12 protein-coding genes are annotated in these 17,633 nt (G+C 32.4%); 7 read left to right on the plus strand and 5 right to left on the minus strand.

What is annotated here, in order from left to right:
* Nucleotides 1-71: 71 nt before the first annotated feature.
* Nucleotides 72-3,305, minus strand: a complete 3,234-nt coding sequence (locus HN894_00255) for a peptidase S41 (protein MBT7141736.1) — start codon at nt 3,303-3,305, stop codon at nt 72-74.
* A gap of 228 nt (nt 3,306-3,533) precedes the next feature.
* On the opposite strand from HN894_00255, the gene HN894_00260 reads away from it, so the two are divergent.
* On the plus strand, nt 3,534-4,901 hold the full coding sequence (locus HN894_00260) for a GIY-YIG nuclease family protein (GenBank protein MBT7141737.1): 1,368 nt from the start codon (nt 3,534-3,536) through the stop codon (nt 4,899-4,901).
* A gap of 32 nt (nt 4,902-4,933) precedes the next feature.
* On the opposite strand, the gene HN894_00265 is transcribed toward HN894_00260, so the two are convergent.
* Nucleotides 4,934-5,815 (minus strand): radical SAM protein, encoded by an 882-nt coding sequence (locus tag HN894_00265; protein MBT7141738.1) that lies wholly within the window; start codon nt 5,813-5,815, stop codon nt 4,934-4,936.
* A gap of 68 nt (nt 5,816-5,883) precedes the next feature.
* On the minus strand, nt 5,884-8,847 hold the full coding sequence (locus tag HN894_00270; GenBank protein MBT7141739.1) for a serine hydrolase: 2,964 nt from the start codon (nt 8,845-8,847) through the stop codon (nt 5,884-5,886).
* 163 nt (nt 8,848-9,010) lie between these two features.
* On the opposite strand from HN894_00270, the gene HN894_00275 reads away from it, so the two are divergent.
* Nucleotides 9,011-9,562: a hypothetical protein gene (locus HN894_00275; GenBank protein MBT7141740.1), complete on the plus strand. Its 552-nt coding sequence runs from the start codon at nt 9,011-9,013 to the stop codon at nt 9,560-9,562.
* Here HN894_00275 and HN894_00280 read toward each other — a convergent pair.
* A complete protein-coding gene (locus tag HN894_00280) occupies nt 9,554-10,615 on the minus strand; it encodes a hypothetical protein (GenBank protein MBT7141741.1) in 1,062 nt (353 codons plus the stop codon). The genes HN894_00275 and HN894_00280 overlap by 9 nt on opposite strands.
* 200 nt (nt 10,616-10,815) lie before the next feature.
* On the opposite strand from HN894_00280, the gene HN894_00285 reads away from it, so the two are divergent.
* From HN894_00285 to HN894_00305, 5 genes are all read left to right on the plus strand, one after another.
* A complete protein-coding gene (locus HN894_00285) occupies nt 10,816-11,604 on the plus strand; it encodes a metallophosphoesterase (protein ID MBT7141742.1) in 789 nt (262 codons plus the stop codon).
* A gap of 63 nt (nt 11,605-11,667) precedes the next feature.
* Nucleotides 11,668-12,486, plus strand: a complete 819-nt coding sequence (locus HN894_00290; GenBank protein ID MBT7141743.1) for a 2,3,4,5-tetrahydropyridine-2,6-dicarboxylate N-succinyltransferase — start codon at nt 11,668-11,670, stop codon at nt 12,484-12,486.
* Between the two features lie 39 nt (nt 12,487-12,525).
* Nucleotides 12,526-13,641, plus strand: a complete 1,116-nt coding sequence (locus HN894_00295; GenBank protein ID MBT7141744.1) for a glycosyltransferase family 4 protein — start codon at nt 12,526-12,528, stop codon at nt 13,639-13,641.
* Nucleotides 13,642-13,699: 58 nt separating this feature from the next.
* Nucleotides 13,700-14,011, plus strand: coding sequence for an MTH1187 family thiamine-binding protein (locus tag HN894_00300; protein ID MBT7141745.1), 312 nt, complete (start codon nt 13,700-13,702; stop codon nt 14,009-14,011).
* Between the two features lie 130 nt (nt 14,012-14,141).
* On the plus strand, nt 14,142-15,404 hold the full coding sequence (locus tag HN894_00305) for a hypothetical protein (protein MBT7141746.1): 1,263 nt from the start codon (nt 14,142-14,144) through the stop codon (nt 15,402-15,404).
* 89 nt (nt 15,405-15,493) lie between these two features.
* On the opposite strand, the gene HN894_00310 is transcribed toward HN894_00305, so the two are convergent.
* Entirely contained in the window at nt 15,494-17,413 is a 1,920-nt protein-coding gene (locus HN894_00310) for a hypothetical protein (GenBank protein MBT7141747.1), read from the minus strand.
* Nucleotides 17,414-17,633 lie beyond the last annotated feature (220 nt).

The raw sequence follows: 17,633 nt of genomic DNA on the forward strand, positions 1-17,633 counted from the left end.
AATTTCTAAGCAGCCAAAATTAATGTACGTGAATATTTTTTGCCACAAAATATTTATTCAATTTTCAAGAATTACTCAATTTCTTTCAAAAGTTCTTCAACTGCTTTTAGAATTTGTTGGTCGATACCTTTTGTGATTTTTTCAAATTCATTTTTTACAACAAAATCGGGGACAAATTGTTTATTCTCAAGGATTTCACCATCGATATTTGTAACTGCCATGTTTGGAATTCCGAAAACTATCCCGTTTTGCAATCGTTCCCACCAAACAAAAGAACAAGTTCCAGGGACAGGCATACCAACTGTTTTGCCAATGCCAAGGTCACTATATGCAACAGGAACACAATGAGCATCGGAATAATTTGCTTCTGCCACAAGCATTAATGATGGTTTAGTCCAGCGTTTCCTCGACTCGAATCCAAGATTTTTTCCAGGATATTTAAATTCCATATATTTTTCGCCACTGAGAAAAGTTGTTAAATCGTCAACCAAATCACCGCCAGTATTAAATCGTGTATCAACTATTAATGCTTTTTTGTCGATTTCTTCGCCTAAAACATCTTCAATAAATTCACGAAAACTTTGATCGGACATTGATTTTACGTGCATATATCCAATTTTTCCATCTGATAATTTATGAACAATATCTCTGTTTCGTTTTATCCATCGCTTATATTCAAGCATATCTTCCTGAGCAAGCGAAATGGGTTTTATTTTTTCCGTCCAACGTGATTTTTCATTTGCATCAAACAATGAAAGAATCATAGTTTTCCCAGCTTTTCTATTCAAAAGTGTAAAATAATTAATATCCTTAGAAATTTCTACACCATCAATTTTTTCAATTATGGTACCTTCTTTAATTTTTGAGTTATTCTTCACCAAAGGGCTCCCTTCCATAATTTGTTCAATTTGAAATCCTTGGCCTTCATAATTTTGATTGTAAAAAACGCCAAACGAAGCAGTTTTGTCAGCTTTAGAATTTGCGGTTCTATATCTGGCACCTGTGTGAGAAACATTCAATTCGCCAAGCAATTCGGATAAAATGTCCTTGAAGTCGTAATTATTTGTAAGGTTTGGAATAAATTGCCTGTAATTTTCCGAATAATTTTCCCATTCAATTCCTTCCATGTCTGGAAAAAGAAATTTCTTTTCCACTTGACGGCTTATGTGATCGAACAAATAAAGGCGTTCGGCACTTTCATCCAAAAGCATCTCACCATTAATTTGTACTGGTTTTTTCTTGCCGTTTGATAAATCAACTTTGCTGATTTTGCCATTGCTCAAAACAAGAAGATGTTTCTCATCCTTATCTAAAAATATTTTGCCCGGACCACCTTTAAATTTTGTTAGCAATTTCGTTTCTTTGGTTCTAAGATCGGTTTGCCACAGGTCGTAAGCCTTTTCTATTTTAGCAAAATAAAGCAATTTGCCAGCTTTTTTAGTAACGACAGCATCAGAAATATTTGCCGAGAAAATTGTCAGCTTTTTCTTTCTTTCGGTTAAACCTGAAAAGTCGATTTTCACTGGAGTAAGTTCCTTTTCTTTATCTTTTTTCTTCTTTTCTTTTTCGTCCTTTTTATCTTTGCTATCATCCTTTTTCTTGTCTTTATCGTCAATCAATCCAAACTCTTCTTTGCTAAGATTAAATTTATCGAAGGACTTTTTGTTTAGGAACATCCCAAAAATATCTACTTCGGCAAAACCACTATTTGCTACACTTTTTAAACCTTGTTTGTTCGACATCCAAAAAAGCATCTCTCCGTCTTGTGTCCAATTTGGTGAGAAATCATCAAACCCGCTTTTCGATAAATTTAGAATTGGTTCTTTTCCTGTTGAACTAATCAATCCTATTTCCGGTGTCCAAAAACCTGTTGGGAAAAATTCAATTAAAAACCATTTTCCATCAGGACTCCACTCAAAATGCTGATCGCCATCGGCATACGAAAAATTATTTGCACCATCGTGAATTACTCTGATTTTCTTTGATTTAATTTCAATTACTTTCAACACAGTTCGTTCTTCGAGAAATGCAACTTCTTTTCCATCAGGAGAAAATATCGGTTGAAAAGTCTCCGAATTTGTTACAAGTAATGGTTCTTCTGAGAGTTCGCTGGCAGTAACAAAATATTTTTCGTTTTCGAGAACCAAGGCTGCTGTGTATAAATTCCATGAATTGTTTCTTTCGCCGGCATAAACTATAGAACGCCCATCAGGGCTTACATCAAGGCTTCTCTCCTTTTCAGGCGTTTTTGTAATTTGCTTTGTTAAAGTTCCATCAACCGTAGTAACAAATACTTCTCCACGATATATGAAAAATATTTCTTTGCCATTGGGTGAAGGCATTATTTCGCTGGCTCCACTCTTTACAAATAGAAGTTTTTCCTGCAAACTTTTGTCTGAAAATATTTTAATATCAATTTTGTTAGGAGCTCCATTTTCTATTTGTGTATAAACATCGCCATTATAACTAAAACACATTGTTCCATTGTCTGAAACACTCATATTTCTGATAGGATAAGTCGAAAATTTAGTGATTTGTTTGCTTTCGTTTGGTTTTGAAAGGGACGATTTGAATACATTAAAACTCCCTGACTGTTCTGATAAAAAATAAAAATTATCATCTCCAATTTGAATTGCATTTCTATCTTCGCCAACAAAATTTGTCAATTTTTTAAAAGTTCCATCATTTTTTCGAATCCAAATATCGCGAGTAATGGATGTTGTGTGATGCTTTCTGAATTTGTCTTCAAAGCCTTTTAGTTCGTCGAATAATAATTCGCCATTTCTTGTAAATTTAGCATCAATGGCCGGGATGTCAAATATTTTTCTTGGATTTCCTCCATCTATTTCAACTTCATACAATTCCGGTAGTCGATGATGCAATAAAGAGCTTGAATTATCTATACGATTTGAGCTAAAAATTATGCCCGAATTATCATTATTAAAATCGCAAGGAAAATCATCACCAGAATAATATGTAAGTCTATTAGGAACTCCTCCATTTTTTGAAATTACAAATACATCGAAATTGCCATGCCGGTTTGACGCAAACACAATTTTTTCATTGTCGTTCGACCAAATCGGTTTATAGTCATATGCAACATTTGAGGTAAGTTGCTGTGCCTGACCACCCTCAACCGAAACTTTAAACAAATCGCCATTGTTAGAAAAAACTATTGTTTTTCCATCAGGCGAGATTGAAGGATAACTATACCACTTTACCAATGAATTGGCGGTATTTACCTGTGCCACGGAAATTTTAAATACAAATAATAAAACTACGAGTAAGAATCTTACTAATTTCATTCTGTTAGTTTTTGATGGATATAAATTACAAAACCAATATGGATTATTGATTACGAAAATCTTCTTATTAAGTTCTATAACTTTCATTCAATAAATTTATAGTGCCAAAATTATATAAAAAACTGAAAAATCTACTAATATATAAGGTAGTTATTTTCTCAAAATAATTCTGAGTTTTATAAGATCTATAAATTTTTTCTATAAATGAAAATCATATTTTTGCAGCCGATGTATGCAATTATTGATATAGAAACAACAGGCGGGAGTTTTAGGCAAGAAAAGATAACAGAAATTGCCATTTATGTTCACGATGGTGAAAAAGTAATTAACGAATTTTCTAGTCTTTTGAATCCCGAAAGGTATATCCCTCAATATATTACAAAAATTACTGGTATAACTAACGAAATGGTTGCAGATGCACCAAAGTTTTTCGAAATTGCAAAAACTGTTTTTGAGCTTACAGAAAACTGCATATTTGTTGCTCATAATGTTAGTTTCGATTATAATTTTGTAAAGAAAGAATTTAAAGAACTTGGTTTCGATTATCACAGAGACCAGTTGTGCACAGTGAAACTTAGCAGAAAATTGCTTCCCGGAAAACCATCCTACAGTCTTGGAAATTTGTGTAAGTCATTAAGAATATCTAATAATGCCAGGCATAGAGCAGCAGGCGATGCATTAGCTACTGTAAGCTTGTTTGAGATTTTATTATCGGCAGATAAAAATGCAAATAACTCAATTCCTGTCCAGATAAATGATTCTGTAAAAAAGAAAATTCTAAGTTCAGAAAAAGAGCTAATAAAAAATTTACCTAACGAAACAGGAATTTACTATTTCTACAATTATAAAAACGAGATTATTTATGTTGGCAAAAGCAAAGATATTTACAAACGCGTGTTGAGCCATTTCCAGAACAATAGTTCGAGGCGAGCCATTGAGATGAAAGAAAATACTTCTTCCATTGATTGTGAAGTTACAGGAAACGAATTGATTGCTCTTTTAAAAGAGTCTTCCGAAATTAAAAAGCATAAACCTTTGTATAACAGAGCTCAGCGCCGAACTTTTCACAATTATGGGATTTATAATTTTGTAGATGGAAACGACTATATACAACTCAAAATTGACAAAAACAAAAGCGATGACGTGCCAATCACAAGTTTCTCGTCTCAGGTGAAAGCCACTAAATTCCTTTCGGAAGCAGTTGAAAAACATATTCTTTGTCAGAAATTGTCGGGTTTATATCAAAGCAAAGAATCGTGTTTTCAATACGGCATAAATAAATGCTTGGGAGCTTGCATAGGCAAGGAGCAGCCTGCAAGCTATAATGTTAGAGCAGAGGCTTTTATAAAATCCTTCGATTACGATCACCATAGTTTTTTCATAATCGACAAAGGCAGGCATGCTGAAGAAAAAGCCTTAGTCAAAATAGAAAAGGGAAAATATATTGGTTTTGGATACACCGACATAAACCTTTTTAGCCAAAATATTGAGTACCTGAGCGATTGCATAAAACCATATGAAGACAATCGCGATATTAAACTTATTATTAATTCTTATTTGAAAAAGGGAAAAGCTGAGAGGATTTTGCGGTTTTGAAAATAATAATAATAGTCAGTGAAGTAAAATGTTTACAAGCCCCGCATCCATTCCTCACGCAAATCTGAATTTTCCGGATTTATCAGCACTTTGTTTATATCTGAAAGTAATTTGGCTTTGTCTCTGTTTAATATACCTTTTAAAATCAGATAGTTTGAGGCATGGTCGCTGCGAAAAACAGTATTTTTCAGATTTAGATTTTCTATAAATATTTGCATTTCTTCAATCAATTCAAATTTAGAAAGCTGAACAAATTTATCCTGAAATTTTTTGATATAATGCTCAACTCCAAACGGGTAGCTTAAAACTAAAGTTGAAAGAAATTCGGGTTCGATCTGATTTACAATTTTTGCAGAATTTATAGCGTGATTTTCTGAGTGCTTTTTTCCGCCTAAACCATTCAAAATCATAACAGAAAGTTTTATTCCGGCTTTTCGGGCTTTTATAAGTCCATCAATTGTAGAATTATAAGTTTCGCCTTTATTTATGATTTTCAGCAAATTATCATCACCGGTTTCTATTCCTACATAGAGCAATTTTAATCCGGCATTTTTCAATTCAATGAGTTCATCCAGCGATTTCGAGTTAATATCTTTTGGGAGAGCATAGGCTGAAACTCTTGCTATTTTTGAGAAATTGTTATTTAAAGAATCTAAAATCGTCATTAATTTTTTTGCTGACAGAACCATAGCATTTCCATCGGCAAGAAATATTTTTCGATAATTTGGGGAATACTTAGATATATTTTCAATTTCTTGAAGTACATCTTCAGCTTGTCTAACTTGAAACTTTTTTGAAGAATACATCTCGCAAAAAGAGCATCTGTTCCACGAACAACCAAGCGTAAGCTGCAAAATCAATGAATAAGCCTCGCTGGGTGGACGAAATAATGGTTCTGAATAATTAATGTTCATTTGATTTCAAATTACCTTTTATATTTTTGAGTTTTAATAACTTACAATAATGATTCTACAAATTCATTTTAGTAGATTGCATCATATATAATTTCCTGAATTCGGGTTCGAACATTAGTTTTAATTAGCTTAGAATTATTAGCATCGGGATAAACTCTGTTTGAAAGAAAAACATAAACGATCTGCTTTTCCGGATCTGCCCATGCAATTGTTCCGGTAAATCCGGAATGTCCGAAACTTGTGCCAGATATTCCCTGAAAAGTAGGTCCATCCTTAGAATAATCCATTTCGGGTTTATCGAAGCCTAAGCCACGTCTGTTGCCTTCATCACAAAACATACATTTTGTAAAAAGTTCTATTGTCTCTTTTTCAAAATACATTTTTCCACCATAAGTACCATCACTCAAATACATTTGCATAAGCTTTGCAATATCGTTAGCATTTGAGAAAAGCCCGGCATGTCCACAAATTCCTCCCAACATTGCAGCTCCCGGATCATGAACAAATCCTCTTACAATTTGTTTGCGAAATTCTTTATCATTTTCGGTAGGAGCGATTCTACTTTCATTAAATTTTTTAAGTGGATTATAGGTTAAAGTTCTTGTTCCTAAAGTTTTATAAAACTCTAAATCAACAAATTCGTTCAATTTTTGTTCTGTTATGTTTTCAATTATCTTGTAAAAAAGATAAAATCCAAGGTCGCTATATTTGTATTCTTCTTTTTTCCAAAGCTCAGATTCTGCTATCTTTAGAAAAATTGAATCCTTATAATTTTCAGTAATATACAAATTTTCAGCAACCTGAATAGAGTATTTTTTCGTCTTTTTGTTTGAATAAATCTGTGAATTCAGAGTACTATTATCAATAGTTTCCTCATAAAAAGGAATCCAGGGAGTTAATTGGGCATGATGTGTAAGTATATCAACAATAGACATATCCTTTTTATTAGTTGTATCAAGGAATGGCAAATATTCAGAAATTTTTGCATTAATATCAAATTTCGCTTGCTCGTAAAGCTTCATCAAACTTGGCAGAGTTGCAGCAATTTTTGTAATTGACGCTAAATCATATATATCGGAATTTTCGACTAAATGGTTCTTTTCATAGGTAAAATGCCCAAACGATTTATTATAAACTACTGTCCCATTACGACTTACTAAAATCTGACATCCCGGCATAGCTTTATTTTCGATAGCCTCGAAAACTACAGAGTCAATTTGCGATAGTTTCCTGGAATCCAGATTTTCTTCTTCCGGGATCGAGTATCGGTTCCTGATTTTGTCATAATTCATAATCCCAACACCTTCAGTAAACTCCGAATTCGCAGAAACAGGCAATCTTCCAATAGCCGGAATCCCACCAAATATTAATTGAGCAGAAAAATCCTGGCTCAATTTTGAATTATTGTAAGAAACAATTATTGATTTCAAATTCCTGTGATTTGATAATAAATCTAAAGCATAAGGATTTGCAAACAAATCTAAAACAACACATTTTTCTACCGACAGTTTTTCAATAAAATCGATACTATTTTGAGAAATCCCAAATTTTTTTGCAGGTCGGCGATCCGAACTTAAAACACCAACTACTATCAAATTGTAGGAAGATAATTCATTTATCAGTTTATTAAATTCTCCTACAGGAGCATTTTTGTTTATATAAAAATCTTTTGTTTCGGCATACAAACTTAAAGTCTCCTGAAAATGTGAAGGTTTTCCAGAACCAATAGAAAGTGAGGCAATTTTCAAAGTATCAAGAGATTCTAAAGGTAATAAACTACTTTCGTTTTTTACAAGACTTATCGAAGCTTCGGTTAAATGCCTATTAATCAAGCTTGAAGAAGTTGAGTTTAAATCTTCAAATAAATTCTTCGTTTCGATTGGTTTATATTTATCAAGCTCAAACCAGCGTTTGGCAGCCAAAACTTTTTTACATCGCCTATCGATTTCGTCCATAGAAATCAAACCACTTTTTATAGCTCTTTTTATTTTTCGAATGGCTTTCGGAATATTTTCAGGATAAAGCAAAATATCATTTCCGGCAATAAGTGCCTGAACTTCAATCTCCCCAGGTTCAGAATAATTTGTGATACCTTTCATATTCAGGGCATCGGTAAAAATAAGACCATCAAATTTCATTTTCGATTTCAGCAAATTTTCTACAATTTTTACAGAAAGAGTCGAAGGAAGATTTTTTGTTGTATCGAGCGCCGGAATGTTCAAATGTGCCACCATTACTCCACCCAGTCCGGCTTTTATCAACTGTCTGAAAGGATATAGCTCGATATCACTAAGTCGTTCTTTTGAATGATTTATTGTTGGAAGCATTTCGTGTGAATCGGAATCGGTGTCGCCATGTCCGGGAAAATGTTTTGCAGTTGCAAGAATCCTATTATCCTGTAAACCTGCCATATATGCAAAACTTTTTCGAGAAACATTTTCTTTGTTTTCGCCAAACGAGCGGCTATTTATAACAGGATTTTTAGAGTTATTATTAATATCGACAACAGGAGCAAAATTGATATGAACACCAAGACGTTTTAATTGTTTTGCAATTTCTACACCCATTTCGTAAATCAATTTGTTGTCTTCTATTGCCCCAAGCATCATTTGTCGTGGAAAAGACACAGTGCTGTCGAGCCTCATTCCGAGCCCCCATTCAGCATCCATTGCAATCATAAGTGGAATTTCAGAAATAGACTGATAATAATTTGTCAAATCTGCCTGCCTAAGCGGACCGCCCTGAAAAAATATCAATCCTCCGATTTTATACTTTTTTATCATCCTTGCAATTTCTTTTTTGTGCTCCTCATCTTTGTTGGAATATGCTGCAACCATAAAGAGTTGGGCAATTTTTTCGTCGGGACGAAGTGAGTTAAAAACTGAATCGACCCATGCTGAGTGGTCAGACAAAAAAGGTGGTGCAATTTCTTTATGTTTAAGAATGATTCCGGTATTTTCTGCTTTGAAGCTATATGCTACAAAAACTATAGCTGTCAAAATCACTATTTTAAATTTGAAAAATCTATTCATTTACTTCGATTTCTAAAAAATTCAGCCTGCAAAATTATAATTTGAGCGGCATTAAAAAAATGAAACTATTTTTGTGTCTATTTTATTGAAAAATGAAAGGTGTTTTTTTTGCAATAAAAATGAAAAAAAATATCTCTATTAAATTCTTTAACAAATAATAAAGATGTATTTCCCAAATCTATTATTGATAGGTGGTGCAAGTAGGAATGTCGGAAAAACGACTTTTAGTTGTAATCTCATAAGACATTTCAGCGAAAAAAAATTAAACATCATCGCACTCAAAATCAAAACAGTTTATAAAAATGACAGTTTTTTTCATGGGAAAGATAATTTTCCTGATGGTTCTGATTATAACATTATTGAGGAAACAGACAAAAACAGTAGCGAGGACAGCTCAAAAATGCTAAAGAATGGAGCAAGGCAAGTTTTTAGAATTAGAACAAAGAATGATTTTATTGAAGCTGCTTTTTTAGAATTACTTAAAAAAATTGGGAGTAATTCAATTATTGTTTCAGAATCAAATAGTTTAAGACAATATTTTAAACCGGGAATATTTTTAATGATAAAACATTTGCATTCATCAGAAATTAAACCAAGCGCCAAAAGGCTTGAAAAACATGCAGATAGAATAATTTTTTCTGATGGAAAAAATTTCGATTTCGCTCCTGAAAATTTAGAATTTATTGGAGGTGAATGGAAATTGAAGTTACAATAGTTCCAAAACTTTATTTTTTAGAGCTAAATATTCTTCATCGTTAAGTGTTCCAATATCTTTCAATCGTTCAATTTTTTCGAGCTTAATCAAATTTATTTCTATTTCATCTTTCTTTAATCTTGATTCGGGAAGCATTTTTTCATTCACTCTATCGCTTAGCGAATCTATTTCTCTTTGGGTTTTTGCAAGATTTTCTTTAAACACTTCAATTTTCGATTTCAAATAATCGTTTTCACTTTTATACTTAGAAAGCTCGTTTTCGCTATTTTGACTATTCGATTCCAATTCAATATTTTGATTTTGTAGTTCTTCAATTTTTTCGGAAAGTTCGTTTTTTGTATTTTCAAATACCGTATTATTATACTCAATATCAGATTTTGTATCTTCGACAAATTGTTGGTTCAAAGCAGTATTCTTGTTCAATTCCAGCAATTGTTCTTTTCTCTCGTAAAGCTCTTTTTGTAAGATATTAAATTTTTTGTTAATGTTTGTATAAGCTTCTTTCGTACTAACATTTTCAGATTTTTCTTTACTTAACTCTGCTTTAGTTCTCGACAGCATTAGCCCGGTTGTATTTTTATACTCCTCCAAATTTTCTTTGTCAGTGATTACTTGTTTTGAAGTTTTGATTGCTCGTTTATAATTCGTAATAGATAACCAAAGGAATATTAATGTAAACACTCCTAAAATGGCAAATATTATATAAAAATTTAACTCTTTTGATTTTTTGTCGGCTTTAAAATCTTCATGGTTTTCTGTCAATTCAATTTTTTGTTTACTAAGATCTGTATTGCTATTGTTTAGCTCTATTTCTTTTTTTCTAAGATACTCGACGATTCTGTTTGATTGAATTAGCTCTTTCAAAATCGAATCGTTTATAGCAAACAATAGTTGAATTCTTTGGTACTCAACCGAGTTTGAATCTAATTCTAATTGTTTTATTTCATTCTTCAATTTATCAAGATTTGTTATAGTTAAATCGTAAGATTCTTGAGAATATCCGAACAAAGCAAAACATAAAATTGCAATAAGCAGAGGAATAATTCTTTTCATAATTCATTTTTTACTAAAAAATTGAAAGTGCTAATTTAGGTATTTTCATTTAGCAATAAAACTTTCGCTATATTATTTAAAATATTTTTAGATATATTTTTCATTCTGTAGAGTTGAAAATACTATATTATATATTAAGAAAATTCAAAATCATAATAAATGATTTTTCGGAATGTTATATTTTTACAAAAAATATTTTTATGAAACTGGGAATTATTTCTGACATACACGAAGATTATATCAGCTTGCTAAAAGCAATGGAGATATTGAACAGCAGGCAGGTAGATGAAATAATTTGTCTTGGCGATATTGTTGGCTTTAGTGTCCCTTTCTATGAATATCAGAACACACGAAATGCCAATGAATGTATTGCAATTGTAAAAGCAAATTGCCAGATTTCTGTGATTGGTAATCACGATTTGTATGCAATTAGAAAAACGCCAAAAAAAGCAGGAGACTTTAACTTTCCCGAAAATTGGTTTGAACTTGATTATGATAAAAGACATGAAATATCGGATTTTCAATTATGGCTATACGAAGAAAACGAACTTTCGGCAATGTTAAACCAAAGTTCAAAGCAGTATTTATTGAGCCTTAAAGAATCTGAAATATCAAATTATGGTGGACTAAAAATATTTTTTACACATTATTTATCGCCAGATATTACCGGTTCCACTAAATCTTATATTACTAAATCCTCAGATTTTGAAGAACATATTGAACTAAGCAAGAAAAATAATTGCAAATATGGTTTTATTGGTCATGCTCACATGGATGGATGTTTGCTTGCAAGCAGAAAAAAATACAGCCTGAAAACCTTTGGTAAATTTAAAGTGAAAAATCAGCTTCAAACCATAGTTTCTCCATGCATTGCCAGAGGTAAACATCATAATGGTTTCTTAATTTTCGATACCAAAACTTTTGAGATAGAGGCAGTTTCCTTACAATCGAAATGGGAAATTATTAAAAACATGAAACTAATAGGATAAAAACTGCAATTTGTCATTAGCAATTTACTCACTACTTTTGCAGGAAATAAATTTTTTTTGAAAATGAAAAATAGATTAGAAGATACAATAAATAAAATTTGGCAGGACAGGTCATTGGTTAAAGAAGAATCGGCAAATCAAGCAATTATTGAAACTCTTGAAATGCTTGATAAAGGTAAATTAAGAATTGCTGAAAAAATTAACAATGAGTGGAAAGTCAATGAATGGATAAAAAAAGCTGTAGTTCTATATTTTGTAGTTCAAAAAATGGAAGTTACAGAAGTCGGGCCATTCGAGTTTCACGATAAAATTGCTTTAAAAAAGAATTATAAAGAGCTCGGGATAAGAGTTGTACCTCATGCCATTGCAAGATATGGAGCCTATATTTCAAGCGGCGTTGTATTGCTTCCTTCTTACGTAAATATCGGTGCATATGTCGATTCGGGAACAATGGTTGATACTTGGGCAACAGTTGGAACATGTGCTCAAATTGGGAAAAATGTACATTTGAGTGGCGGTGTTGGAATTGGAGGAGTTTTAGAACCAATGCAAGCTACACCTGTCATTATTGAAGATAATTGCTTCATTGGCTCGCGGTCAATCGTAGTCGAAGGTGTTATTGTTGAAAAAGAAGCAGTTCTGGGAGCAAATGTTGTGCTCACAAAATCGACAAAAATTATTGATGTAAGCGGAGAAACTCCTAAAGAATTTTCAGGTAGAATACCGGCGCGATCGGTTGTGATACCCGGATCTTACAAAAAATCTTTTCCTGCCGGCGAATATAATGTTCCATGTGCACTAATCATTGGTAGCAGAAAACAATCGACAAATATGAAAACTTCGCTTAATGAAGCTCTTAGAAATTTTAATGTTGCTGTTTAAATATTGCTGTATATTTTTTTCTGACACATTTTGTAAGATATGAAAATTGGATTCGATGCAAAAAGAGCTTTTTTCAATAAAAGCGGATTGGGAAATTATAGCAGAAGCACGATAAGTTTGCTTCAGAAGTATTTTCCCGAAATCGAATATTTTCTTTATACACCATCATTAAAAACCGCTGTGAGTTTCAATTTAAATAATAGTACAAAAATTGTTTCTCCAAAATACCTAAATAAAATATCACCTTCTTTTTGGCGAACTTTTAATCTGTCGAAACAAATTGAAAAAGACGAAATAGAAATTTATCACGGATTAAGCAATGAATTGCCAAAAAATATTGCAAAAACTAAAACCAAATCAATTGTTACTATTCACGATTTGATTTTTTTACGATACCCCGAATTTTATTCCAAAATCGACAGAAAAATATATCTCAAAAAATTCCGACATGCTTGCCTTGAAGCAGATAAAGTTTTAGCAATCAGCAAGCAAACGAAAAACGACATCGAAAATTTCTTAGAAATTGATAAGTCAAAAATTGAAGTCGTTTATCAAACTTGCGATTCGTCTTTTGCAATTGAAAAAATGGAAGTTGAAAAATCTGAGATAAGGCGCAAGTATAATTTGCCGGAGAATTATTTGTTGTATGTCGGGACTATCGAAGAGAGAAAAAATCTATTGACAATTGTAAAGGCATTGCACTTGGGAAAAATTGATATTCCTTTGATTGTTATAGGAAAATCTACAGAATATTTAAAAAAAGTATTATCATATATTTCAGAAAATAATATGAAAAATATTAACATTTTGAAAAATGTTGATTTTGTTGACTTTCCTGCGATTTATCAAATGGCTGAAATTTTTATCTATCCATCGGTTTTCGAAGGTTTTGGAATTCCTATAATAGAAGCATTATATTCAAAAACTCCGGTCATTACTACAAAAGGAGGATGTTTCAACGAAACCGGAGGACAAAATTCCTTGTATATTTCTCCATACAATGTTTCGGAAATGACTGAAGCAATCAATAGAATTTTGTACGATACCAATTTGCAAAAAACGATAGCTGCTTCAGGTTTTGAATTTGTTCAAAAATTTAATGAAGACATAGTAGCTTCAAATATTTTTTCTCTTTACCAAAAATTGTTATCGTAATAATTATTCAATTAAACAATTATTCAATTAAACAATTAAACAACTAAACAATTAAAACATGTCAGTATTATTAGAATTTTCGATGTTCCCAACAGATAAGGGAGACAGTGTGAGCAAATATGTAAGCAAATTGATAGATATGATCAGGAATAGTGATTTTCCATACAAACTTACAGCTATGGGCACCATCATCGAAACCGAAACTATGGATGAAGCTCTTGGAATTGTAAAAAAATCGCATGAAATTCTCGCAGAAGATTCAAATCGAGTATATTCATCAATAAAATTAGATATTCAGAAAAATAAATCGAATCGTTTAGAAGGAAAAATTGCTTCTATTGAATCGAAAATTGGTATCGTAAATAAATAGTGGTAATAAGAAAACGTCAAATACTGCCTTGTCTTTGACGCTTTCTTAATAAGCACTTGAAAATAGATAGTTTTTTTAGAGACACTAAATAGTTTTATTAAAATCGTCAAATAGTAAATATTCAGCAAATATGAATTTCAGGAAACAGAATATCTTTTTATTTTCGATAATTTTAACTTGTTTACTCTTTTCTTGCAAAGATTCCAGATGGGGAGGACAATCGCCTCTAAAAAAAGTAAGTACTCATAATCAGCCCATTCAGCAACAATTGAAAACAACTTTTGATATTGGAAATGGGATTTATGCCTCAAACGAATTTGCAGGAGCCAGACTTAATGGAATTGTCCTATCGAATGATACAATTGTTGCATTAATAAATCCGGAAAATACACCAATAAATAGCAGCCCTTGGTATTCGTTCAAAATTTGGAGCAATTCAGAACAAACTATACAATTAAGACTTAGCTATCTGCATGGTGTTAAACATCGATATTATCCGAAACTTAGCCACGATGGCATAGTATGGAACAATCTTGATTCTGCAAATTTCTCGAAAGGATTTGTAAAACCTGAAAATAATGAGAGAGAATTGGCGGACAATATTACTATCAAACTTTCGATTGGGACTGATACATTATGGATTTCGGCGCAAGAATTAATTACATCGAAACACGTTTTAAATTGGACCGAAAAAATGGCAGCAAAACCATTTGTGTCCTTTACTGAAATTAGCAATAGTACCGAAGGCAGACCAATAAATATGCTAAAAATTGGCAATAGCGACGATAAAAAAATGATAATCGTTCTGGCAAGGCAGCATCCTCCCGAAGTTTCGGGCTATTTGGCAATGAAATCTTTTGTAGAAACTATTTGCGAAGAAAATGATATTGCCATAAAATTCAGAAAACAATACAATACTTACGTAGTACCGCTTGTAAATCCTGATGGAGTTGATAATGGACATTGGCGGCACAATTCAGGCGGGATTGATTTGAACCGAGATTGGGAGCATTTTAATCAAATCGAAACACAGCTAATTAGAGATTTCATGCAAAATAAAATTCAAACAAGTGGCGGAAAATTTTATTTTGGAATCGATTTTCACTCAACTTGGGAAGATATATATTATACTATCAACCCGAATTTGATGGGCAACATGCCAGGGCTTGTTCCAAAAATGATTGATTCGACAAGTAAAGAAATCCAAGACTACGAAGCAAATATCCTCCCTACTGAAGATGATGTAAACAAAATTAGTTCGCTCACATATTTCTTTTACGAGTTTGGTGCAGAATCATTAGTTTACGAATCGGGCGACGAAACTCCAAGACATTTCATTGAAAGAAAAGCAGAAATAACTGCACAAAAATTAATTGAGTTAATGTTAGAATAAGAACTTTTTAGAAGGTCCCTCAAATAAGTTTTGGACTAATATTCATCTTTCCAAAAGTTTTTGAACTTTTGGAAAGATGCTGCTAAAATCTAATTCGCCGGATAAAGCAAAGTATCAGCCGCCAGCATTTTTATTTGGTAGCCTTCGCCGGGGTTCATGTTTCCTATGTTGTTGATACCGTACATTGGCCAATAAACCAAACCGGAACCATTTTTCACTACATATAAATTAGATGTAATTCCTGCAAGCATACTTCCGATAGCTCCACTATTTTGGCGAAGATAGCCAATTATGCTCCAATCTTGATTTAGGGCTAATGGTGACCACTGTGGGAAAGCCGCAATTCCAGATATTTCAAGAATATTAAAGGTGTTCATTTTTATGATATAACCTTCGCCAAGCAGAAAATCGCCTATGGTATTTACATTATACACTGGCCAAAAAGTCTGCCCGACATCGTTTTTCATAAGTACCATATCAGAGGCTACATCGACAAAAACCGTATCGCAATCGGGGACGTAAGGATCTACATAGCTCGAAATAATTGACCAGCCCTGATTTAGATTTATAAAATGTTTGGTATGGTCGGGGATGTATTGAGTTGCTTTTAATAAAAAAACATCTAAACTGCCAGGGAAAAAGCTAGGAGAACTAAGACTGTCAAATTGAACGTCTGGATTTCCAAAAAACCTGCCCGCTATAAATATGTTGTATTCATCATCAACTACAATTTTGTTTGGTTTTACACCATGTGATGTCTCGAGAGGCATTATCCATTGTTTTTCTCCTGTTGTGCTAAATTTACAAAAATATGGTGCTTCAAGTGGATTATCAATTGCCGTATTAATTGTGTCAGAGTCAAAATATAATGTGTCATTATTGTAAATATGAAAAGTTAAATAGGCATTATCGTCTTTATCGCATGCAATGGCAGGCTCTCTATTTCCATCAAGGTGCCCTGCGTTATTAGTATATTTTGTCCATAACAGATTCCCATTTGGACTAAGTTTAACTAAAAATGAATTGTCATTATAAAAACCAGTACCGGAGGCAGATGACCAAATCGTATCATTATTTATAAAAAATGTAGTACATTTAGATCTACCGCAAAGCAAGATATAGTTCGAACTATCAACTTCTAAATCATATAAATTGCTTGCCAAATCGCCCCCAAATGGAACATTCCATAGAAGATTTCCATTAGTATCAAATTTTAAAAGATAAGTAACATAACTATTATTTGCAGGCAAAGTGCTACCGCCAACATTTAAAGGTGTAACATTGTATCTTTGAATATAATATATGTCTCCAAAAGCATCAACTACAAGGTCAGTTGGCTCATTATTAGCAGACGAGAAGATTCTTTTTATCCAAAGCTCATTGCCAAGCGAATCGTATTTTGCTATAAAAGCATCTTCGCTGCCCGAATTTCCAATTGTTGTACCTGCGAAGCTTAATGTTGGGCTGTCGTAATAGCCGGTAATAATAACATTTCCATTATTATCTATAACAATATTTGAAGCATAGTCATCCCCAGAGCCTAATATTACTTTTAATGAAATTGGATTTCCTAATGTATCTTGTTTTGTAACAAAAACATCTCTGGTCTGAGTAATGGGTGTTGTTGAGCTACCATAATTGTATGAGCCCCAAGTAGATCTTGACATGATTGAGTACATGAAACTACTGCTTTCTTGGAATCCTGATATGGAGGAAGTAAGTATATCTGGTACCTTAATGATTGAATTAATGTTTCCATATTCATTAAAATTAAACAGACAATTATTACTTCCAATAAAAAAAGTATCAATTAGAAATATGGTATCTGAATTTCCTGCAGCAGGCGATTCAATCACTAATTTGATGCCGCCATTGCTATTTGAGTAAATACATTTAGGATGATCATCATTTTCATTCCCCATTGTTCTAAGCCAGTCATAACTAATAATCTGTGTAAATCCAAAAAGGAAGGAAAAAATTAGATATAGAAGGATTAAATATTTCTTCATAATCATATTAATTTAATAAACGATTTTTTAGTTTCTAATAAGACGTTTTTCAAAAGTTATTTCGTTTTTCAAAAATAAAACAAATTTTGTGTAAAGTCAAACTCAAATGAATTTGTTTTTGCCAATTTTGAAAAGCTTACTGCAATTTGGGTAAATTATTTTCGAGTTGTTTTTCGCTGTGTCGTATAGACCTGACATGTTTTCAAAACCTGTCAGGTCT

This window comes from Bacteroidota bacterium, assembly GCA_018692315.1.
GTDB lineage: Bacteria > Bacteroidota > Bacteroidia > Bacteroidales > JABHKC01 > JABHKC01.